The sequence below is a fragment of the Geomobilimonas luticola genome (assembly GCF_018476905.1).
Lineage (GTDB): Bacteria > Desulfobacterota > Desulfuromonadia > Geobacterales > Geobacteraceae > Geomobilimonas > Geomobilimonas luticola.
In genome coordinates, this window is sequence record NZ_JAHCVK010000006.1 from 138,157 (window position 1) to 160,631 (window position 22,475).

At 59.5% G+C, this 22,475-nt stretch carries 18 protein-coding genes; 5 read left to right on the forward strand and 13 right to left on the reverse strand.

Going from position 1 to position 22,475, the window contains the following annotated elements:
* Positions 1-8 precede the first annotated feature (8 nt).
* The 4 genes from KI810_RS13090 to KI810_RS13105 form a co-directional block, all read right to left on the reverse strand.
* Positions 9-956, reverse strand: a complete 948-nt coding sequence (locus KI810_RS13090; RefSeq protein WP_214176005.1) for a GSU2086 family protein — start codon at positions 954-956, stop codon at positions 9-11.
* 36 nt (positions 957-992) lie between these two features.
* Positions 993-1,580 carry a D-sedoheptulose 7-phosphate isomerase gene (gmhA, locus tag KI810_RS13095; protein ID WP_214176006.1) on the reverse strand — a complete coding sequence of 196 codons (588 nt, stop codon included), beginning with the start codon at positions 1,578-1,580 and terminating at the stop codon, positions 993-995.
* Positions 1,581-1,607: 27 nt separating this feature from the next.
* Positions 1,608-2,693, reverse strand: coding sequence for a glycosyltransferase family 2 protein (locus KI810_RS13100; protein ID WP_214176007.1), 1,086 nt, complete (start codon positions 2,691-2,693; stop codon positions 1,608-1,610).
* A gap of 140 nt (positions 2,694-2,833) precedes the next feature.
* Positions 2,834-3,877, reverse strand: a complete 1,044-nt coding sequence (locus tag KI810_RS13105) for a rod shape-determining protein (RefSeq protein ID WP_214176008.1) — start codon at positions 3,875-3,877, stop codon at positions 2,834-2,836.
* Between the two features lie 307 nt (positions 3,878-4,184).
* Between KI810_RS13105 and KI810_RS13110 the strand changes: the two genes are divergently transcribed.
* The 4 genes from KI810_RS13110 (at position 4,185) to KI810_RS13125 (ending at position 9,095) form a co-directional block, all read left to right on the forward strand.
* The gene (locus KI810_RS13110; RefSeq protein WP_214176009.1) at positions 4,185-5,771 is read left to right on the forward strand and encodes a SurA N-terminal domain-containing protein; all 1,587 of its coding nucleotides are present in this window, start codon (positions 4,185-4,187) and stop codon (positions 5,769-5,771) included.
* A gap of 60 nt (positions 5,772-5,831) precedes the next feature.
* A complete protein-coding gene (locus KI810_RS13115; RefSeq protein WP_214176010.1) occupies positions 5,832-6,722 on the forward strand; it encodes a phosphoribosylaminoimidazolesuccinocarboxamide synthase in 891 nt (296 codons plus the stop codon).
* A 603-nt stretch (positions 6,723-7,325) separates the two neighbouring features.
* On the forward strand, positions 7,326-8,510 hold the full coding sequence (locus KI810_RS13120; RefSeq protein WP_214176011.1) for a Fic family protein: 1,185 nt from the start codon (positions 7,326-7,328) through the stop codon (positions 8,508-8,510).
* Between the two features lie 138 nt (positions 8,511-8,648).
* Positions 8,649-9,095, forward strand: coding sequence for an SPOR domain-containing protein (locus tag KI810_RS13125; RefSeq protein WP_214176012.1), 447 nt, complete (start codon positions 8,649-8,651; stop codon positions 9,093-9,095).
* Positions 9,096-9,264: 169 nt separating this feature from the next.
* Here KI810_RS13125 and KI810_RS13130 read toward each other — a convergent pair whose 3' ends face one another.
* Positions 9,265-10,488, reverse strand: coding sequence for an OmpP1/FadL family transporter (locus KI810_RS13130; protein ID WP_214176013.1), 1,224 nt, complete (start codon positions 10,486-10,488; stop codon positions 9,265-9,267).
* Between the two features lie 203 nt (positions 10,489-10,691).
* On the opposite strand from KI810_RS13130, the gene KI810_RS13135 reads away from it, so the two are divergent.
* Positions 10,692-11,498: a class I SAM-dependent methyltransferase gene (locus KI810_RS13135; RefSeq protein ID WP_214176014.1), complete on the forward strand. Its 807-nt coding sequence runs from the start codon at positions 10,692-10,694 to the stop codon at positions 11,496-11,498.
* Here the strand turns inward: KI810_RS13135 and KI810_RS13140 are convergent, their stop codons facing one another.
* The 8 genes from KI810_RS13140 to rfbB all read right to left on the reverse strand — a co-directional run bounded on the left by KI810_RS13140 (position 11,499) and on the right by rfbB (position 22,459).
* Positions 11,499-13,427, reverse strand: coding sequence for an HD domain-containing phosphohydrolase (locus KI810_RS13140; protein ID WP_214176015.1), 1,929 nt, complete (start codon positions 13,425-13,427; stop codon positions 11,499-11,501).
* Positions 13,428-13,457: 30 nt separating this feature from the next.
* Positions 13,458-15,512 carry a PilZ domain-containing protein gene (locus KI810_RS13145; protein ID WP_214176016.1) on the reverse strand — a complete coding sequence of 685 codons (2,055 nt, stop codon included), beginning with the start codon at positions 15,510-15,512 and terminating at the stop codon, positions 13,458-13,460.
* A 294-nt stretch (positions 15,513-15,806) separates the two neighbouring features.
* Complete coding sequence (locus tag KI810_RS13150) at positions 15,807-16,964, reverse strand: class II aldolase/adducin family protein (RefSeq protein ID WP_214176017.1); 1,158 nt, start codon at positions 16,962-16,964, stop codon at positions 15,807-15,809.
* 153 nt (positions 16,965-17,117) lie between these two features.
* Complete coding sequence (locus KI810_RS13155; RefSeq protein ID WP_214176018.1) at positions 17,118-18,860, reverse strand: aldehyde ferredoxin oxidoreductase family protein; 1,743 nt, start codon at positions 18,858-18,860, stop codon at positions 17,118-17,120.
* 64 nt (positions 18,861-18,924) lie between these two features.
* Positions 18,925-20,004, reverse strand: coding sequence for a mannose-1-phosphate guanylyltransferase (locus tag KI810_RS13160; protein WP_214176019.1), 1,080 nt, complete (start codon positions 20,002-20,004; stop codon positions 18,925-18,927).
* A gap of 84 nt (positions 20,005-20,088) precedes the next feature.
* On the reverse strand, positions 20,089-20,454 hold the full coding sequence (locus tag KI810_RS13165) for a phosphomannose isomerase type II C-terminal cupin domain (RefSeq protein WP_214176037.1): 366 nt from the start codon (positions 20,452-20,454) through the stop codon (positions 20,089-20,091).
* 38 nt (positions 20,455-20,492) lie between these two features.
* Positions 20,493-21,329 (reverse strand): dTDP-4-dehydrorhamnose reductase, encoded by an 837-nt coding sequence (gene rfbD / locus KI810_RS13170; protein WP_214176020.1) that lies wholly within the window; start codon positions 21,327-21,329, stop codon positions 20,493-20,495.
* A 56-nt stretch (positions 21,330-21,385) separates the two neighbouring features.
* The gene (gene rfbB / locus KI810_RS13175) at positions 21,386-22,459 is read right to left on the reverse strand and encodes a dTDP-glucose 4,6-dehydratase (protein WP_214176021.1); all 1,074 of its coding nucleotides are present in this window, start codon (positions 22,457-22,459) and stop codon (positions 21,386-21,388) included.
* Positions 22,460-22,475 lie beyond the last annotated feature (16 nt).

The following is a 22,475-nucleotide window of genomic DNA, read 5'->3' on the forward strand; positions in this document are numbered from 1 at the left end:
CTTTACCTTTACCTCAGCCTGTCCAGTATCCCCGCCGCCAGGAGCGGCAGCATGATCTCGTGGTGCCCCGTAATGGTATACCCCCTGCTCTGTCCGGAGGTCGGGCGCTTGACCACGTTCTGCAGCGGCCGGTAGTGCTGCTGCATGTCGAAGTTGGCGGTGGTGAAATGATCCACGTGATGTCCCAGGTTCTGGGCGATGGAAAGCGCCTTGAGAAAGACCTCGGGCAACAGGACCGCGCTCCCCACGTTGAGATAGACCCCGCCGTCCCCCAGTTCCGCCACCACCGATGCCAGGATGCGGAAATCGGTATAGCTCGCCTGGCCGATGACCGCCCCGTCGGCGGTCGGATGCTGGTGGATGATGTCGGTCCCGAGCGCCACATGCACCGTTACCGGGATCTCCCGCTCGACGCAGGTGGCAAGGAGGCTGTACTCGCGACAGGGATTCTGGCGGGCAATGATGAAACGCCCCACCGACTCCCCAAAGCCGAGGCCGGCCGCCACCCCTTCCCTGACGGCACGGTTGATGTCGCGGCCGGTTTCCTCCGCCATGCCGAAGGTGCCGCAGTGGAGAACGGCTCCCACATCCTCGCTGGTGGCCCCGATGAGGGAGAGTTCGTAGTCATGGACGGCGCCGGCACCGTTCAGGGCAACGGCGGTAATCACGTCTGCTTCGATGAGGCTTTTGAGAACCGGCTGCAGACCGCATTTAAGAACATGGGCACCCATGGCCATGACCACCGGCTTCCCCTTGGTCCGTGCCGCAACCACGACGTCGATGACCCGCAGCAGATCCCGGGAGCCGAGCTGGTCGGGAAGCGCCGCCAGGAGGTCAGCCACCCCCATGCCGGCGGAAACCGGCCGGGCGAAATGCTCGGCGACGGTGACCTTGTTCTGCCGTTCACCCAGGGGATAGGTCTTCACCCCGCTCAAATCGATCGGTCGGTATTTCATGGCATCTATCTCGATAAAAGTAGAATCTTCCTGCTTTCAGGAATTCGTGGCTAAATCACCGAACATTCTGCGCTCAACCAGGTCGCAGAGGATATGGATCATGGTGATGTGCCCTTCCTGGATGCGGGGGGTATCCTGGCTCGGCACGGTGAGATCCAGGTCGACCATCGGCCCGATGGTTCCCCCGTCGCGGCCGAGAAAGCCGACCGTCCGGCACCCCATCTCCCGGGCCAGGCTCAGGGCCGCCAGCACATTGGGTGAATTGCCGCTCGTGGAGATGCCGACAACCACGTCCCCCGGTGCCGCCAACGCCTCGACCTGGCGCCGGAACACCTGTTCGAAGCCGTAGTCGTTGCCGATGGCGGTCAGGATGGAGGTATCGGTAGTCAGGGCAATGGCCGGCAGGCCGCGCCGCTCCAGCTTGAAGCGACCGACTATCTCGGCCGCCAGGTGTTGGGCATCGCCGGCAGAGCCACCGTTCCCCATGACGAGCAGCTTATTCCCTTCCGAGAGGGCGGTCGCCACCAGTTCTACGGCGGCCTCCAGACGTTCTGCAAGCCGGGATTCGACGAGCTCCATCACCTCCCGGTGGGACTGGAGCTGTGCCTTGATTTCACCTGTCATGGGAAACACCTCTTCTTCGGCAATTTATCACGATTCGGCGCAAATAGCAGCCCCTTTGTCAGCGCCATACCGCCCGACAGCTTCACCGTTCACCCGGCGTGCCAGTTCGGCGAAGCTCGTGGTAGTTATGGAGCCGGGGAAAGGAAGCCCGTCGATGCCGGTTACGGTCGTCAGGCCGGCATGTGCGGCGGCGAGCGCTTCCACAGTCTTCACGGCGCTCCTTTCCGGCATGATCCGGGGAAGACAGTGCACCTGAATGTTGCCGTGGCGATGGACAAATTCCCCCTGCTGCATGGCACGGTAGAGCTGATGGCGAACCAGCAGATGGAACCGGCACCCCTGACGCGCCCCGGCGAGGATGACGGGGAACTTCTGCTCCACCACGTTGAGGTCGGCCCCCTGGGGAAAGTGGATGCAGTACACGGGCTCTTCCCCCCACCGCTCCCGGTACAGCGCCTCGCTCCGGCGCAGCGTCTCGGCACGCCGTACTTCCGAACCGAACTGAACCTCTTCACTGCAGAAGACATTGCTGGCGGGAACGGTCCAGGTCAGGAAACCGGCCGCAAGCGCCCGCCGTGAATAATCCTTGAGGCACCAGACGTCGCCGTCCATCTCCTCCGACAGGCCGCCGATCCGCCCGAAGAGCTCCTTCTTCACGAGCATGGCGGCCAGGTTGCCATGACTCAGCTCGTGCGGTTTCGCAACCCCCTGGCGGTCTGCACCGCCTCGCCCCCCCTTGTCCAGGATAAGACCCGGCACAACGATGCCGGCATCGGGGTTGCTCGCGGCAAAAGCGGTGAGCGGTTCCAGCCAGCCGGCAGTGACACGGGACGTATTCCTGACGATTATCGAAATGTCCGCCTCGGCCCGGGCAAGCCCCCGGTTGACGGCCCGGACATACCCCTGGTTGACGTCGTTGCGGAGCAGGAGCGCCCGGTCATCGAGTATCTCCGCAAACTCCTGGAGGAGCCGTTCCGTCTCCCGGTCACTGCCATTATCCACGAGGACGAGGCGGGCTATGGACGCATGCTCCATGAGGGTGACGAGGCAGTTGCGGGTTTCTACCGGACGGTTCCACACCGGCACTATGATATCGATGGAATGCGGGTTCACTGCACGCTCTGGTTTCCGGTCACGGTCCATGGTGGGGGGATGGAAAGATGAAATGTCTTGCTGAGCAGGCGGGTTACCGTGAAATCGAGAGACGATGCGGGGCAGGAAATACCTGCCCCTGCACCTATCTCATCCTGTTGTTATGAACTGACCGCCACGCTACGGAGCAGATTGAGTTCGTCGAGCACCTTGCCGGAGCCGAGCACGACACAGGAAAGGGGATCCTCGGCGGTCACCACCGGCAGGCCGGTTTCTTCACGCAGAAGCACGTCGAGATTACGGAGCAGTGCCCCTCCTCCGGCCAGCACGATCCCCTTGTCGACGATGTCGGCTGCCAGCTCGGGGGGGGTGCGCTCCAGACAGATACGAACCGCATCGACAATGGCATTGACCGGCTCGGAGAGTGCGTCCCGGATTTCGTCCGAGTTGATCTCCTGGGTCTTGGGGATACCGGATACGAGGTCGCGTCCCTTGACCTCCATGGTCTTCACCTCGTCCCCCGCAAAGGCCTCGCCGATCTCAATCTTGATGATCTCCGCCATCCGGTCGCCAATGAGGAGATTGTACTTGCGCTTGATGTACTGGACGATCGCCTCGTCCATCTTGTCGCCGCCGACCCGCACCGACTTGGTATAGACGATGCCGGCAAGGGAGATGACCGCCACCTCGGTGGTCCCGCCACCGATGTCGACGATCATGTTGCCGGAGGCCTCGGTGATGGGAAGGCCCGCGCCGATCGCCGCCGCCATCGGCTCCTCGATCAGGTAGACCTCGCGGGCGCCCGCCGATTCAGCCGATTCCTTGACCGCCCGCTTTTCGACCTGGGTGATCCCCGAGGGGACGCAGATGACAATGCGTGGTCGCACCAGGGTCTTGCGGTTGTGGACCTTGTGAATGAAATAGCGGAGCATCTCTTCGGTGATGTCGAAATCGGCGATGACCCCGTCCTTCATGGGGCGGATGGCGGTAATGCTTCCGGGGGTACGCCCCAGCATTTTCTTCGCTTCCATGCCGACAGCCAGCACCCGCTGCTGCCCCGAATGGGTCTTCTGCACCGCCACGACCGACGGCTCCCGGACCACGATCCCCTTACCTTTCAGGTATACCAAGGTATTGGCGGTCCCGAGATCTATGGCAAGGTCGTTGGAAAACATCCCGAACACATAATCGAAGATTTTCAGCATGAAACGTCACTCCTCTCGCGGCCTTGGGCCGCATGATATTGCAAAGTGGTGAATAGTAACAAAATCACCCACCGGTTGCAAGTGATAATGCAATCAGGCAGTTATTCACTGCCTCCCCCGGTATTATCGAGGCCAAAGCCGGTGAGTTGCCTGCCTGGGCGCGATCAGGAGGGGAATCAGATGAAACCGAGCCGGGTGACATTTGCTCGCAACAAGGGTTGCTTTTGCACAACGTTTATATTAGTATGCAAGACCATTATCCGAACGCCTTCACGCCACTTCCCCCCATAAAAGGAGTCTCCCCTCAATGCTCGGCATCATGCGAAAGTACAAGCAGTCCATAGTCATCAAGATCGTCTTCGGCATCATTGTCCTCTCCTTCGTCGGCACCATCTTCCTCGTCTGGGGCCGTGGGGACAGCACCCCCGGCGGCAAGCTCGGCTATGCGGCCAAGGTCGACGGCACGCGGATATCGCTGGAGGATTTCCAGAAATCCTACTACCGCATCAAGAATGTCTACGAACAGGTTTACGGTCGTTCCCTCACGCCGGAAATGGAAAAGCAGATGGGGGTCAAGAAGATGGCCCTCGACAACCTGGTAGATGCCCTCCTGGTCCGGAAAGAGGCCGGCCGGATGGGAATCAAGGTTTCCAAGGAGGAGGTGGCCAGCGCTATCGCCGCCATGCCGGAATTCCAGAAGAACGGCACCTTCGACTTCCAGCAGTACCAGCAGCTGCTCAAGGCAAGCCGCATCACCCCCAACGACTTCGAGGCCTCCCAGAAAGAAGATTTGCTGGTCAAGAAGGCCCGCCAGAAAATACGGGACAACGCCCAGGTGAGTGACGATGAAGCACTTAAGGCGTTCAAGAAGCAACGTGACAAGGTGGATCTCCAGTTCGTCTCCTACGCCCCGGCCGACGTGCGGAACGAGATCAAACTGAGCGAGCAGGAGCTTACCGCCTATCTTCAGAGCCACCAGCAGGAGTTCAAGGCCCCGGAACAGATCAGCATCTCCTATGCGCTGCTGGACCCGGCGAAGGTAACGTCAAAAGTCGCCGTCACCGACGAAGAGATTCAGACCTACTATCAGAAAAATATCGATCGTTACCAGGGGAAAGGCGGCATCCTCCCGTTTGCTGAGGTGAAAGAACGGGTGAAAACCGACGCCCTCAAGGCCAAGGGAGCGAAACAGGCCTATGAGATGGCGGCGGATGCCGCCAACAAGCATCTGAAGGGGGCCGACCTCGCGGCTGCGGCAGCTTCCCTCGGTGTCAAGGTTGCGGAAACCCCGCTCTTCACCGCAGCCGCGCCGGCCGCGGTTCTCGCCAGCGAGACGGAATTGCTCAAGCGCGCCTTTACCCTCAAGGAGGGGGAGCTGGGCGGACCGGTAGAAACCGCCAAGGGTGTTTACATCTTCAAGATCAAGGAACGCAAGCCGGCAGCGGTGCCCCCCCTTGCCCAGATACGGGAACGGGTGGAAAGCCGCGCCGTCACCGACAAGGCCAAGGAACTGGCAAAGAAAAAGGCTGAGGAAGCCCTTGCCGCCCTGGCGAAGGATGGCTCTGCACTGAAAGTGGGAGAGACCGGCAGCTTCGGGTACGCCGCCACGGGCGACGTGCCGAAGATCGGCAAGTCACCGGAGATCATGGAAGCGGCCTTCGCCCTCGACAAGGGCCAGCCGGCCGCCAAGACACCGTTCCAGGTGGGCGACCGCTGGTACGCGGTGAAGCTCAAAAACCGCCAGGAGGCGGACACTGCCGAATTCCAGAAATCGAAGGAGCAGCTCAAGCAGACCCTCCTTCCCAAAAAGCAGCAGGAAGCCCTGGACAACTGGCTGAAGGAGTTGAAGACAAAGGCCAAGATCGAGATCAACCAGCCCCTTATTGCGGACTGATGCCGTTATCCATCTGCCCCCTGGCTCCCGTGGCAGATTTACCCCAAGGAGGATACATACATGTCGAAGCTCGTTTTGACTACCGATTTCCCCGACCTTAAGCTGGCCGCGCGCGGCAAGGTGCGCGACATATACGATCTGGGGGAAACCCTCCTCATCGTCACCACCGACCGTATCTCCGCCTTCGACGTCATCATGAACGAGGGGATTCCGGATAAAGGCTACGTCCTAACCCAGATATCCACCTTCTGGTTCCGCCAGATGGAGGATATCATCCCGAACCACATCATCTCCACCGACGTCAAGGATTTCCCCGCCGTCTGCCAGAAGTACGCGGCGGACCTGGAAGGGCGCTCCATGCTGGTGAAGAAGGCCAAGCCGCTGGCAGCCGAATGTATCGTCCGCGGCTACATCTCCGGTTCCGGCTGGAAGGATTACAAGGCAACCGGCGCGATCTGCGGCATCAAGCTCCCGGCCGGTCTCGTGGAGTCGGACAAGCTCCCCGAGCCGATCTTCACCCCTTCCACCAAGGCCGAGCTCGGCACCCACGACGAGAACATCTCCTTCGAGCAGATGGCGGAGATGTGCGGCCGGGACATCGCCGAAAAGGTGCGGGACGTGACGCTCAAGATCTACTCCAAGGCGCGGGACATCGCCGATGCCAAGGGGATCATCATCGCCGACACCAAGTTCGAGTACGGCATCTACAACGGCGAGCTGATCATCATCGACGAGTGCATGACCCCCGATTCCAGCCGCTTCTGGCCCAAGGACAGCTACAAGCCGGGCGGTCCCCAGCCCTCCTTCGACAAGCAGTTCCTCCGCGACTACCTGGAGACCCTGGACTGGAACAAGACCGCCCCTGCCCCCCCCCTCCCCGAGGAGATCGTGCGGAAGACCGGCGAGAAGTACATGGAAGCGCTGGTAAAACTCACCGGCAAAGGGAAATAAGCGGCACCGCACCTCAGTCCCGGACAAACACGAAGCCCCGGTCGGAAACGATCGGGGCTTTTTTGCGCCTTCGGAAGAAGCACGCAATCCCTTTTGACATTGGCTTATAGCGGTATTATAGTGCACCGTTAATTGGAAGATTCTTTTTGTTCACATGCCGGCACGAATTTCGGAGTGGAATCCTCGACAAGCAAAAGGCTTCTGGTTGTCGTATGCGGAAAGAAGCCTGAGGGAGAAACTGAAGGCTCTTGGGGGGCGTTGGGAGCCAGAGGCTAAACATTGGCGAGTGGCATACGGTCTCATCCGTGGATGATCCCGATTCAGTTGACAACCCAATAACGACCTTTTATCCCTCATTTAAGATGCTTTTGGAGGCGCATACATAACTAACAAAGCGCGGCAGCAGTCTTCACTTCGTTCTGCTGCTGCGCTCGAAAAAACCACGACAAATCATGCTTGGTCACAGAAGCCCATCCCCAGCCTGGCTCAACAAGACCTCCCGCCTTGTCCATTCTGAAGCCGATCCTTTAACAACATGCTTGCTTATTAAAGTTAATCGGAATATATTTTAATAGCGTTGAGAGTTATTAAAGGATTGTGTCCATGAAAACTTCAGATTTGAGCCCCGACCGGCAAAAGCTGCTTGTTCCCCTGAAAGAGTATCCGGGTGCTTCCGCGCTAGTACCCCCTCCTGCCCCGCGCACACTCGGACTGAAGGAAGTTTTCGGCGTTGTCGTCAAGGCGCACGAGGCGCTTGGAGCAGTGCAGGCCGCCACTTCCCGTCTTCCCAACCCGAACCTTGCCACAAGGACGCTCGACCGTAGGGAAGCCGTCCGTAGCAGCCAGATTGAGGGAACGTCCTCGGACGTCGATCAGGTTCTCGAGTATGAGGCGACCGGAAGCGACGACGGACTCCCACGGGACGTTGTGGTAACACTCAACTACGTCAAGGCATTGCAATACGGCCTAGAGCAGGTGGCCATCAGAGGGTCCGCCGCCTTGGACCGCACACTGATTAAGATGCTCCACCGTCACCTTATGGAGGGGACCGACTACAAGGACACGCCCGGCGAGTTCCGGCAACGGCAGAACTGGATCGGCGGCCATAGAAACATCTACGATGCGAAATTTGTCCCGCCGCCCCATGAATATCTTGGAGATTGCATTACAGACCTGGAGGAGTTGCTGCGCTATGCTCCGTCAGAGGAAGATCAAACGGAGATATCTATCGTCATCCGCATGGCTATAGTCCACGCACAGTTCGAGACGATCCACCCTTTCATCGACGGCAATGGCCGCGTAGGTAGGCTCCTTTTACCACTCATGCTGTTCGCCGAAGGCTATCCGCCGGTTTACCTGGCCGGGTTCCTCAAAGAGAACCAGCAGGAATATTACGACACTCTGGGCGCGGTGCAGTTGCGTGGAGAATGGGTGCCCTGGGTCCGGTTCCTCGCCGAGGGTGTGCAGATGGCCGCACGGGAGACAATACAAACAGCGGAACGTTTGACCGCCCTTCTCGATCAGTGGAAGATGCTCATTCGCACCAGCAACGTCCGGAGCGACGCCCTGCCCCACCGACTCCCTGAATACCTCATCGCTCACCCGGTTGTCACGGTCCGCTCAATCCAGGAGGCGTTCAATACCTCATTCCCGACGGCAAATGCCGCTTTGAACATCATGCGAGATAACGGGGTAGTCGCATCACATACTGAACGCAAACGGGACCGAATTTTCATCGCTACGGACGTGATCAATGTTCTTAATCGGCCCCCTGTTCCAGACCAGTAAACAATTCGCGGCTCCACCGCCAGTTTAATGCAGAGATGCAGGAATACAGAAGGGGCCAACCATCGGGCGATGCGGTTGCAACCGCACACCCTCACAACCGTTGGACGAAAGAAAATGACACCATTTTAAAGAGGAACTATGTCTGGTTTCATGAATTTTCGGGTATGTTCGATAAAACGAGCATTCAGATATACTGTAGCCACCTTGATTATTGCTTTCACGATGACCGCCTGCGGCGGCGGGGATGGAGAGGCGAATCCGCCCGTCTCGCAGGGACAGTATGAATGGGTTGCGCTGGAGCAACTGCAGCTGCCAACGCCCCTCCCTGAAAATGGGATATACGCGCTCCAGGCCGGCAAGTTCTCCAATGCGGAGGGAGCGGAGGCGTTGCGCAGCCGAGTCCTCACGTTAGGGCTACCCTCGTCAGTCATTCCGGTAGTTGACAAGGACGGGCTGTACTGGTTCATCGTCTCCATTGGCAGCTTCGAATCACCGGACGCCGCTCGGGCCAGCAGCCCTTCAATCAGCAGTCAACTTGGCATGAGCGAGCAACTGCCGCTCATTCTGCTGCCGCCGCAGAAGTAAAACGTGATGGTCCAACCAGGCAAGAAGCTGTTACCACTTCGCTCCACAGCAAACACTCAAGCGGTTAGGCCGTGACCGAATCTATTCACACCCATAAGACACTGACAAAAAAAAGCCCCGGCTTAACTGCCGGGGCTTTTTCATTCACCGTTCATCCCGTAGCCTCATATCAGAAGGCATACCCCGCACTCAGCCCCACCATGTGTGTTTCGGAGCCGTAGACGCCATTGGCGGCCCCTGCGGGTGCACCGAGGGAGTTGACCTTGGCCCGGTCATGCATCACCTGGTAGGCATAACTGAGGGCGAATTTGAACTTACGGTAAGAGACCTCCGTCCCTAGGCTGTAGACATCGGTAACCGAATCGGGAATGGACGGGTCGAAGGTGGCGTCAGGGACCGGTGTATCCCCATGGAGATAGCCGGCCATCAGGGCAACGGCAGGATTCAGCTGGTACCTCGCCCCCACGTTGAAGGAAAATACATCCTTCCAGTTTCTCGGCGTCACATCGGACCTTCCGTTCGCCAAGTCAATTTTCAGCTGGTCGAAGGAGGACCACCCTTCCCAGCGCATCCCCGCTTCCAGGGTTAGGGGGGCAAGCCCCTTGTAGGCAATCCCCGCCTGCACCTGCTGGGGAAGGGTCAGGGCGGCTTTCCCCGAGCTGTTCTGCAGGAGCGCGACGACCGATGAAGGGGAACCGGCGGGGAGGGTGAAACTGGCGTCCCCCTCGACCTTCACCTTGACTTCGCTCCGGTAGGAGGCGCCGAAGGAGACCCCTTCGGGAAGTTCGAGGAGAAGGCCGACGTTGTAGCCGACGCCATTACCGTCCCCTTCGAACTTCTGGCCGGCATCGGGAAGCCCCACCGCAACCAGGCTTCTCTTTTTCTCCAGAGTTGCATCGAGCAGGATGACATCGACCCCCGCGGCGAGCGTAAGCATGGGGAGCACCTTGCAGGAAACCACCGGATTGATATTGAAGGTGTGCAGCTCCGAGTTGGTGCTCAGGTATCTCCCGTCCCAGGTCTCTCCCCACTTCGTCCCCAGGCCGAAGGGGCTGAAAACCCCGAGGCCGGCACTGAAGGTATCGTTAACCGCGTGGGTGACATAGAAGGTGCTGGGATAGAAGAGCTGCTTGTCGGTCTCGGATGAGGCTCCCGTCTGGGCGCTCGTGTAGGTGCGGGAGGGAGACATGAGGACGGTACCCACGACAACCTGGGTGCCGGGAAGGCCGTTGATCAGGGCCGGATTGTAGAAAACCGCCGACGCGTCACTGGTGTGGGCGACGACGGCATTCCCCTGCCCCAGGGCCGAAGCCCCCTGGGTGAACAGGGCAAAACCCGACCCGAGGACAACCGGCGTCGGACACATAATCATGACGAGCAGCAGGGCAGTCAAGGACCTCTTCCAGCACGGCACCACAGAATGCAGCATAGGCATCTCCCCCCAGGTAGCGGCTTGTCGCCAGTTTGTCCCCGGACCGCTGACAGTACGTCGGTCGAGGTCATTAATCGTTGCCATATTGCGTGGCAGATGGTATATAGTGTCGGCCTGCGGGCGGCAGGTGCAGCGAATCAGATCTCGTACACAAGGAACGGTGGATGTCGGAAAAAGAATACCTGATGGAGAGCGCCGACGAAGTCATTCGTCTCGACCTGAAGACCGATAACGAAGTTACCGGGAGACAGGCCCTCTGGGCCGGCATTCAACCGGGCATGCGGGTCGCCGATATCGGTTGCGGCTCGGGAAAAACCACGTCCAAATTGTTCGAGCTTGTTCAGCCGGGAGGGTCCGCCCTGGGAGTCGACATCGCGCCCCAGCGGATCTCCTTTGCCCAGGCCAATTACGGCCGGGCCGGCCTGGAGTACGCCTGTGGCGATGCACAGGGTTCTCTCGATCACCTCGGAACGTTCGACTTCGTCTGGGTCCGCTTTCTCCTGGAGTACTACCGCACCGGCAGCTGCGAGATGGTAGCCAACATCTCCCGGCTCGTCAAGCCCGGCGGCATCCTCTGCCTGACCGACCTGGACCACAACTGCCTGAGCCACTATGGGCTCTCTCCCCGCATGGAACGCACCATCCGGGAAATAATGAGCGGCCTGGAGGATAAGGCCAATTTCGACCCCTACGCGGGGCGGAAGCTCTACTCCTACCTCTATGACCTGGGCTTCGAGGATATCGATGTCAAGGTCGCCGGCCATCACGTGATCTACGGCGACCTCAGGGACAGCGATGCGTTCAACTGGCTGAAAAAGGTGGAAGTCGCTCCGCAGAAGATCGGCTACCAGTTCAGTGGCTACGAAAACGGCTACGACGAGTTCCTGGCGGAGTTCCGGGAATTCTTCCACGATCCGCGCAGATTCACTTACTCCCCCATCATCTCCTGCCGGGGGAGAAAGCCCGCCTGATCAGCTCCACGATACCGCGTGGGGGGAATTGTCGCCATATGATTTGTTGTAATAGCTGATCAGCGCCTCAACCAGGCGACGGTCGAAATGCCTCCCCCCCTCTTCCCGCAGCAACCGGAAAGCCTCCTCGATGGTCATGGGGTCGCGGTAGTGGCGCTTGGCGGTAATCGCCTCGAAGAAGTCCGCTACGGCGATTATCCTGGCCCCCAGGGGGATTTCCTTCCCCCTGAGCCCCTGCGGGTAGCCGCTCCCGTCGATCTTTTCATGGTGGGAACCGGCTATTTCCGGCACCTTGCTGAACACTCCCTCGAAACTGATCTGTTCCAGGATCTCCCTGGTTTTGTACGAGTGGGTCTTGACGATCTCGTACTCGTCATCGGTCAGCATGCCGTTCTTCTTGAGGATGGCGTCGGGAACGCCGATCTTGCCGTAATCATGGAGCAGCGCCGCCACCCGGATCAGCTCCCGGTGCTCGCCGGAAAGCCCCAGTTCCGAGCAGATGCCGAGCGCATACTCGGTCACTTTTTCGGAATGACCTGCCGTAAGGGGATCGCGGGCGTCGATGCTGGCCGCCATGACCTTCAGGATCGACCGGAACTGTCGACCCCGGGCATCGATCAGGTCGGCGTTGCGGATGCTGATGCCGATCACCGGTGCAATACCCATCAGGAGGCTCATGTCGCTCTGCAGGAGAGGCCGTTTTGACTTGAGGTGGTCAACGGCAAGGACACCGAGCCCTTCATCTTCACAGACGATGGGACAGCAGATGAACGACTGGGCGCCGAGCTTGTTGACGAAGGCGAGACTGCGGGGGGAAAGGTCCCCCTCGATTTCGTTCACATCGTTGATGAGGAGCGGCCGCTGCTCCCGCAACGCCACCACGAACGCCCCTTTCGACTCAGGCCGGTTCAGGTGGAAGGCGGTTTTCTTCAGAAGACCGAGCTGCTCGTCGCTGTAGCCGAACCCGGCCCGGAACACCAGCCGGTCCTTCTCCCGGTTCGTCAGCAGGATCAGACCCCGGTCATAATCGAGCCGCTTTTCCAGAATCTGCACCACATTCGTCAGAATGTCGTCGACGTTGGTCTGCCTGCTGATGGCCTGTCCGATCTCGTTGGCCATGAGCGCATTGTTGTAGTTCATGTTGATCTGGTCGAGCAGCTGGTCGCTCGAGTTCCAGAGATTGTCCAGGCTCGTCTTCATCTCCTTCTTTTCCAGATGCTCCGCAACAAGCGTCAGCAGGAGCACGACAACGATGGCCACCGGCAAAACGGTGCCGACGGCAAACCATTTATTGACAAACAGGGAGGCGAAAACCGCAACGACCGCCAGCAAGGCCGTGGCGTTTCTCACCCTGCGCCATACCGACGAGAGATTTTTTTGCCAGGATATGGTGTAGCGGCAGACCTTCCCCCCCGCAAATATACATTCCGGGTGGTCTATGCGGGGAAGTTCATAATTGAAGATCATGGACACGGCTTCGAAGAAACCGGTCCGGTTGGCACACTGGAACGGCTCTTCCGTTACCCCCTCGTTGGGAGTGACCGTCACCTCTATCCTGTTGTCGGCTATTTTGCGGGATTCATAGCGAGATGACCGGGTGAACTTGGTCGATGCACTGCCTACCATATCGTAGGCCTTGGCGGGACCGACCAATCCCAGGACGTACTGTCGCATGACGCCGATGGCTTCGGGAGATGCAGCGAATCTGCCGGCTTCCCGTGCAATATCCGTATTGCCGGTCAGTTTTTTGAGCCGCTCGTGGAAGAGGTTTATCTGTTCCTGGGTGAACCAGTGCCCCTGGTCCGCCACCTCGTAAGGTTTCATGCCGGCAAACCCCAGCAGGTCCCCGATATTGATGTAGCTGTACCGCCGCTTTATCAGCTTGATGTAGGTATCCACAATCCGGCTGTTGTACAAGGGTTTAGGCATATAAGAGTCCGTTGACTGATGCAGTTCCGGCTAAATACCGAACTTGTTCGTCTGCAGGAGATGTTCCATGAACTTCAGGTAGTCGTCGGTATAGAGCAAATTCAATACCCACATGTTGTATATCTTGTCGTAGGAGATGTTGTTGGCATCCGCATAGGTCACCGGGTAGACAAGCACCGGAACGTCATCCTTGTTGAATTTGAGGGTAAGGCACGACAGCATCAGCTGAAGCATCTCACGGGGGAAATCCGCCTCATCCACCACAAAAATTTTTATGCAGTTGGTCAGGTCGGACAGGTTGAGCCCCACATCCGAAATGACAACCATGATAATGGCCTTGAGGATTCCGTCCCTGGTGACGGAAAAGAGATGGCGCTCCCTTTTGAACCCCAGCTGACGATACTCCTCGTCGAGATCACCGCAGTCGAGCATGGCGGGTTCGAGGTCCATGGCGTGGAGCATGAGACCCCCGGAACGGTGGGCGTAAAAGGCCTCCAGCTCAAGCAGGTCCTCCGGCTGGGTTCTGCCCAGCGCCCACGGTCCGGAAATATCCCATTCCGTGTCGTAGGTCCGCTGGTAATGGAAATAGGCGAAGCTGTCGATGGAGCATTTCCGGGGATCATCGATCGCCGCCGCACACCCGCCGAAGAACTTACGCGGAAACTTGTTGTCGGGACGGAAATAACCGGCAATGTAGTTCATGTGGGCAGAGTAGAGGTTGCTCGCGTCATTGATATAGCGCGACAACTGACTCAGCACCACCAGCCCCGCCCGGTTGAAACTCGATCGGCTGGCGGCGTGATGGTGGTTGATCCAGGTATTCTCATAAAAACGGAGGGTGGAGAAATGCCCGTAAATCTTGCCGTTTTCCTGGTAGATAAAGTGCCGGGCGATATTCGGATGCTGGGTGTAGAGTTTTTCGTAGGTAGCCTTCAACTGTTCCTTGTTGGCCTGGATGAAGGCGTATTTCTGGGGGTAGATGAATCCCGTCTCAAAGAAGAAGTTCCAGAGCGCATCCATGTCCACGGTGTTGCAGATGTAGGATGACTTGTCCTTTGCCTGGTGCAGAAGCGCCAGCATGCGAACGTGGTCGTGCATGTCCATGTCGAGGATGGCAAAACCGGTCTTTATCCGGGGGGTATCCCCTTTGCCGTTGCACCTCGTTCGATACACGACCTGGGCCTTGCATGAAAAACTGAAGCTGCCGGCGAAGTTGAGCGAAAGGTCGGGGATGATCATTCCCGGCAGCAGGACGGAATTCTCCTCATCCTCCTCCACGGAAAAGCCCGAGCCGGACAGGTCGATGATTTTCAGGTCGAATTTCTTACCGATGAAAGGATGCCGTAACACGACGTTGGGGGAAGGGACCAGTACCTGCCGGGCACTCCGGAACTCCTTGGCCTTGAATCTGCTGATCTGCTGGTTGAGCGGTTCAAGCACATAGGTCCTGCTTTGCTGGTCGAGAGTCTGCTTGAGAATCCTGCATTCTCCGGAGTACAATGTCTCCCCCGCAACCGAAAGGATGAGATTTACCGGAGAGTGGGCATTGATCCACTGGTAGGTCTGGGGGGGGGAAACTGCCACTTCTACCCGGAGAGAGAGAGCGCTGAAATCCACGAGCGTCCCCCGGAACAGGGCGCTGCTCTGGATAAACTGTGCTTCAATCCCTTCGCACTGATGCCGGCAGGCCTTGCGGGAACTGATTTCCTGGCAGGTTTCCGGCAACAGGAAACGGATTCCCGTTTCAGTGATTGCAGCCACTTCCGGCTTTACGACAAAGAGTTTTCGTTCATCGGAAATAAGGAGATGTTGAAACTCGTAGGCTTGCAACTGACGATGGGCGACTTCCACGTCGGCCCACGTGCAGTCGAGAGTGCTGCCGGTGCAGGGTTGGGGTTTTGCGGCGAGGGATACGGTGCGGTCGTACCGCGTGTGCTTGAAGACTAACTGGAGAGTGCCATCCTGGAAATTTATGAAATTGAGTTTGTTGATCAGGAGCTTTTTGCCGACACTCTTTCCTTCGCCCTGGTCATGGTCCGTAAACGCAGGATGAATAAGGCGGGGAAATTGCTGCGCAAGAGTCATGCTCACCTCACTCCATTGACCAGCACGATACGTCGAAGCTTACCTACGGTATTCATTCACGTAGTGGCAGGTGCCGATCACTGCTCCTGATTACCCTGCACAAAGCCAAATAACCAGCCCTCGTATCTGTTACCCATTGAAATTGCTTGCAAGCTACCACAATTAACAAAGCTTTACAAGTTATAACTATGGGATAAATAGTAAAAAAATTATTTTACCTTCATTTGCCTGGACCAATATTATTTCACCGCCAATGCATTGCGCGACGCGAAAAAACAGAAGCATCCTTTCTCCTCACCGTTCGGCGAGACGCCGGAAGTATTCATGGCGGCACCAGTTTTCCACCTCGACCATTAACCGGAAAGCCTCGGCAAAGTCCTGGCGACCGGTGGTGAATACCCCGTGACCGTAGACGAGGGCACGGCCGGACTCACCGATAACCGGCGGCACCCGCTTTGCCAGCCCCCCTGCCCCGATCTCCCCCGCCACCACCGGCGTGCCACCGAGGATGCGCACGTGGGGGCAGTCACGCCAGCAGTCCGTGATCTCGCACCCTTCCCGTTCGCACTGCATGCTCATTACCACGGAAAACTTCGGGTGTCCGTGGAGGATGACCCGGGCGTCGCTGGTTTCGTAAATGCGGCGGTGCGCCGCCAGTTCGCTGGACGCGGTAATGCCGGTCGTTGAGGTGGCAGCAAAAGGAACCGGGTCGATACAGCCGTCAAGTTCGTCGAGACTGGCCGCGGTCTGGGAGATGTAGATCATGTCATCGCCGCGGCAGGAGATGTTGCCGAAGAAGGAGTCCACCAAGCCGCGTTCCACGGTATAGCGCCCCACCGTTGTCACCTCGGAAAGGATGAGCGCGGGCTCGGTCAGCGGCCCAGGGCGAAACACCAGGCCATCGGCGGTAAGCGGCCTGAGCCAGTCGCTCCGGAACCCTTCCAGGGCCTCCCGCTCGCCGGGAAGCAGAAAACCGCCGGTGAGCAGGTCCTGGAGATATTTGACGAACACGGCATGAAACACGGAAGAATAGTTTATATAGGCCTGCTCCACCGTAACCGCACCGACGGCGACGATCCCCACTCCTTCCACGATCACCCCTTTACGGTTCCCCAGCAACCGGGCCAGGAGTTCCGGGCCGCCGGCCGCGAATTCGTCACTGCGGACAAAGGGGATATCGTGGAGAAAGGTACGGGTTTCGGTATCGCGGGGAATGATGAGCGATTGGTCGGAAGTGCGCCGCACGATGAAGTCGGCAAAAGGGAGAGACGGACGTGCGGCCACCAGGCCGAGGGCGTCGAGCCGACCGAGCACGTCTCCCGCCAGTTGTGCCAGGTAAGGTTCTCCAGCGGTTAGCAGGTGGTCGTCCTGAGCAGCAAAGGCTATCCAGCCATGCAAAGCCGACCGGTCAGCAACCAGCTTGCGGGTATATTTGGCAATCTGATCGTACATACTTACCTATACATAACCATATTATCTTGCCAAGGCATCCCGCCTGGCACATTACCGCAACCGTCACTGATACATACGCATTTCCGGTATGTTGGAATAAACATGTTGAACCTGTTGATTAACGCCGGACATCCCGCCACAACGTCGACGCCATCAGGGCAATTTCTCCAGGAAGCGCGGGTCGGCAAAGGTCCCCGCCGGCGTGAGGCCGCGTATCCGGTAATATTTCTGCAATTCCTCGTCGAAACGGGCACGGTCGATGGCCGGCACCTCAATGCCGTCGCCGCCGGAGCCGGGTTCGACATAGAACCGTTCGGGGAGCAGGTCGTCGGCCACGGAAAAACCGTTGGCACAGTTGTAGAAACGTTCCGTGAGATATATCCGTTCGCCGGTCTCCCCCAGGGACTGGGGGGAATACTCGATGCCGGTGGCGGCGGAGAGAAGTTCGGCATACTCCTCCAGTGTCGCACCGAGGAAGGAGAACGTGCAGGCCATCAGCGAATCCACCGCGGCGTTGGTGTCCTCTGCAATCTTGATGATGCGTCCCTTGCCGGAGAAGGAGAAACGGTCGGTGGCCACCGGCTTGCGGAGGATCTCGTGGGACAGGGGGTAGGCACGCAGATGACACCCCCCCCGGTTGCTGGTGCAGTAGGCCAGCGCCATGCCGTAGGCGCCACGGGGGTCGTAGGCGGGAAGCTCCAGGGACTTGACGCTCATGGAAAGGCCGGGGTTCCCCAGTTGTTCAGCGACCCGGCGTGAGCCGAGGGCGAGCAGTGCCCCATCCCCCCGCCGGTGGCCGATGTCGGCCAGGAGCCCCGGCAGTTCATCCGCCGCCGGGAACCGGCCCCGCCCCTCTCCCCAGGCGGAGAGAGTCGCACCGGCGGAGACGGGATCGAGACCGAGCTCGTTGCAAACGGTGTTGGCACGCACAATAGCGGCAAGGTTCGAAATGCCATTCAGCGCGCCGAAATGGGAGAGCGCCTCGTACTCCGGCAGGTACTCGCCCCGGGGTGTCAGCTTCAGACACTGGATCGGGCAACCGGAGCATCCCCCTTTTTGAGCCCCGTATTCCCGGCGGATGGCCGGCCCCGAATAGTTGCGGGATTCGGGGAAGTACGTCCGGCGGAAGTTCTCCGTGGGAACCATGCGGCGCTGGTTAACCAGGTCCACCAGGGCCGGCGTCCCGTACTCGGCAATCCCCAGCTCGCCGAAGATGATCGGCGAAGCACGGAACAGGCGCAGCACATCCTGGCATGCGAGTTGGAACCGTTGCCGGTCGGCAATGGTGGTCACGGACCGGGCGCCGTCCACCACGACCGCCTTGAGACGCTTGTGCCCCATGACCGCGCCGAGCCCCCCCCGCCCCCCCCCGTTTCCCTCCCCGACCATGATGTTGGCGAAGAGGACGCCGTTCTCCCCCGCCGGACCGATGGCGGCGACGCTGCCGGCGTCGGCCAGGGTGGCGATGGTTTCTGGAACCGTTTTCCCCCACAGCGCGTCAGCCGGCACCAGCTCGGCCGTGTCACCATTGATACGGAGAACCACCGGGCGGGGACTGGCTCCGGATAGGAACAGGGCATCGAAACCGGCGCTCTTCATCTGCCGGGGGAAGCGGCCGCCGGAGGAACAGTCGCAGATCGTCCCCGTGAGGGGTGAGCGGGAAACCACCGCCAGCCGGTCGGTGGTGGGTGCAGTGGTGCCACAGAGGGGACCGGCGGCGAAGATGAGGGGCATCTCCGGTGCAAAGGGGTCGAGGGTGTGGAAGCCGCGCATGAGCCTCACCCCGAGACCGCGCCCCCCCAGATAGGCATGGAGGAATTCGGCGGGCAGGGTTTCGCGCCAGAGGCGGCCGCTCGTCAGATCGACCTTCAGGATTGTGCCGGTCCAGCCGTTCATAGTCCATCAACCTCGAAGGGCCGCCGAAAGGCAGCCCCGAGTAAAAAACCAGCACCCATTACGGCTAGAGATACTCTTTCCGTCCCTGCCGCTCCAGTTCCTCGACAATTTTCTTCACATCCTGCGCCCTTTCCTTGGGGCAGACCAGCAGTGCGTCGGGACAGTCCACCACCACCAGGTCGCGCACGCCGATCAGGGCCGCCACCTTGTCGCTGCCGTAAACCAGGCAGCCGGTTGCATCGATCGTCACCAGCTGTCGGGTGTTGATAGCCAGATTCCCGTCATCATCCCCGGGAATCACCTCCGGCAGGGCGTTCCAGCTCCCCACATCGCTCCAGCCGAAATTGGTCGGAATGACCATCACGTTATCCGCCTTCTCCATTACGCCGAAATCGATGGACTCAGGGGCAACTTCCTGGTAAAGCCTTGCAATCTGGGGCTTGAGGTCTTCCGGAGCCCAGACGTCGGCAGTGAACGTCAACTCGGCGAGGCGAGCGGCAAGTGTCGGCATGTGGGCAAGTATCTGGTCGAGGATGACATCGGCCCTCCAGACGAACATGCCGCTGTTCCAGTAGAAATTCCCCGCCGCCAGGAATGTCAGGGCCTTGTCCAGCGATGGTTTTTCAACGAAGCGGCGCACCGGATACGGGCCGTTCCCCCGCAGTTCCGCATCGGCTTCGATGTAGCCATAGCCGGTCTCCGGGCGAGTGGGGGTGATGCCGAGCGTTACCAGATACCCGTTCAGGGCCGCTTCCCTGGCCGTACGCAACGAATCGCGAAACCCCTCTTCATCGGCTATGTAGTGATCGGCCGGCAAAACAACCATCAGGCCTGCCGGATCGTGACCGGCGATGATGGTCGCCGCCAGGCCTATGGCCGGTGCGGTGTTGCGCCCTACCGGTTCGGCCACGATGTCGATGCGGGCAGCCTGCTGGTACTCTTCCAGTTGCCGGGCCGTCTCCCGGGACTGGAGGGCATTGGTCACGACCAGGAGCCGCTTCGGCTTCAGCGGCAGTACCCGCTCCACGGTCCGCTGCAGCATGGATTTCCCGCCAAGCACCGACATGAGCTGCTTGGGGGAATGCTGCCGCGACAGCGGCCAGAAACGGGTACCGGACCCGCCGGCAAGGATCACGATATACATGGGGCAAACCTCCTCATTGGTGCTCGGTACGGAGATAATGGGGGGTGCACAGAAGAAGCGGAAACGAAACGTCCGCGACAGTCGTCACGGTTCCGGCTCCGCAGTTGCCCTCTGGTAATCGTCCTGGTAGCGGACGATATCGTCCTCGCCAAGGTACTCGCCACTCTGCACCTCTATGATGACGAGCGTGATGAGTCCCGGGTTTTCCAGCCGGTGGGATTTCCCCACGGGGATAAACGTCGATTCATTGACGTTGACGATGAACTCCCGGTCATCGCAGGTTACCCTGGCGGTGCCGGAAACCACTATCCAGTGCTCGCTGCGGTGGTGGTGCATCTGCAGCGACAGCCGCTGGCCGGGAAGGACTTCGATCCGCTTGATCTTGTAGCTCTTGTTCTCCTCCAGGACCGTGTAGGTTCCCCAGGGGCGTTCGCCACGCTCCAACTCCATCATCGGACTCCTTTTTGTGCGTACATGCAGCACAGACGTTACTGCTTCCCACCCCGCTCGTGCAGGTACTGCCGGAGCGCCGACCGCCACGACGGGGGCTTGAATCCGGTATCCCGCGTCAATTTGCCGCAGTCGAGGACCGAGTAGAGCGGCCGCGGAGCCGGCCGGCCGAGCTCAGCCGTAGACATGGCATTCACCTTAATCGTCAACCCTGCATCTGCGAAGATCGCACGGGCAAATTCGTTCCAGGAACAGGAACCGGCATTGGCCGCATGATACGTACCGCGACACCCCTTCTCCAGAAGGGAGCGGATGGCAAGACTGAGGTCCATGGTCCAGGTTGGAGAACCGACCTGGTCGTCCACCACCGCCAGTTCATCCTTATCTTCGGCCAGGCGCAGCATGGTCTCGACGAAATTCCTGCCGTGCAGTCCGTAGAGCCACTGGGTGCGCACCACCAGGTGGGATGGATTGGTGCGGGCATTCTCTTCGCCCGCCAGCTTCGACTTGCCGTACACGCTGAGGGGGCCGGTCGGGTCGCCCTCGACCCAGGGGGCGTTCTTGCTGCCGTCGAACACGTAGTCCGTGCTTACCTGCACCAGGCAGGCACCGATCTGCCGGCTCACCTCGGCAAGGTTCCCCACCCCTGTGCCATTGACCGCCATTGCCAGGTCCCGCTTCGCCTCGCAGCCATCAACGTCCGTATAGGCGGCGGCGTTCACCACCGCTGTCGGCTTGAGGGTCAGGAGGACCTTGCGCACCGATTCGCCGGAGGTAATATCGATTTCGTCGATGTCCACCCCCCGCACATCCCCCGGCAACACCCGCAGGAGGTCCTGCCCCAGCATCCCCTTCGCCCCGACAACAAGAATCATCCCTTCATTCCTCCATGCAAACCCATCGCGGGCAAGATCCCGCATTGACCGGTTTGTTATCTGTTCCCGTACTGGTTATCGTAGTAATCCCGGTAGGCACCCGACGTAACCTCCGCCACCCATTTCTGGTTGGCAAGGTACCAGTCGATGGTCTCGGCAATTCCGCGCTCGAACGTGTAGGAAGGGCTCCATCCCAGTTCCTGCTTGATCTTCGAGGCGTCGATGGCGTAGCGCCGGTCGTGCCCGGGGCGGTCCTTGACAAACGTGATCAGCCTGCGACTCTCTCCCGGGGACCGCCCGAGCCGCTCGTCGAGCAGGTCACAGACAAGGTTGACGATGTCGATGTTCTTCCACTCGTTGTTCCCCCCGATATTGTACACGCCACCCAGACGCCCCTCCTTGAGCACCGTCTCGATGGCCGCCGAATGGTCCCTGACGTGGAGCCAGTCCCGCACGTTGAGACCGTCGCCGTAGACCGGCAGTGGCTGCTTCGCAATGATGTTGTGAATCATCAGGGGAATCAGCTTTTCCGGAAAGTGGTAGGGGCCGTAGTTATTGGAGCAGCGGGTATTGAGGGTTGGAAATCCGTAGGTCTCGTGGTAGGCCCGTACCAGCAGGTCCGCGCCCGCCTTGCTGGCCGAATAGGGGGAATTTGCGGCAAGCGGGGTCTCCTCCGTAAAGTAGCCGGTTGAGCCGAGGCTGCCGTACACTTCGTCGGTGGAGACCTGAAGGAAGCGGAACTGGGAGACACTTTCCGACGACCAATGCTTGCGGCTCTCCTCCAGGAGCACCTGGGTGCCGAGGACGTTGGTCCGGACGAAGACCTCCGGCCCCGAGATGGAACGGTCCACATGGGATTCGGCGGCAAAATGAAGCACCGCCTCGATCTTTTCTTCGGCCAGGAGTTGTGCCACCAGCCGTGCATCACAGACGTCACCCTTCACAAAATGGTACCGGGGGTCGTTTTCCACACCTATCAGGTTCTCCAGATTTCCCGCATAGGTGAGGAGGTCCAGGTTTATCACCCGGCAACCGGGGTTCGCCGGCAGGAAATAATTGATGAAGTTCGAGCCGATGAAACCGGCGCCACCGGTAACCAGAACGGCGCGGGGGTTGAAACTCTCCGTCATATGTCACTCCTCGTGC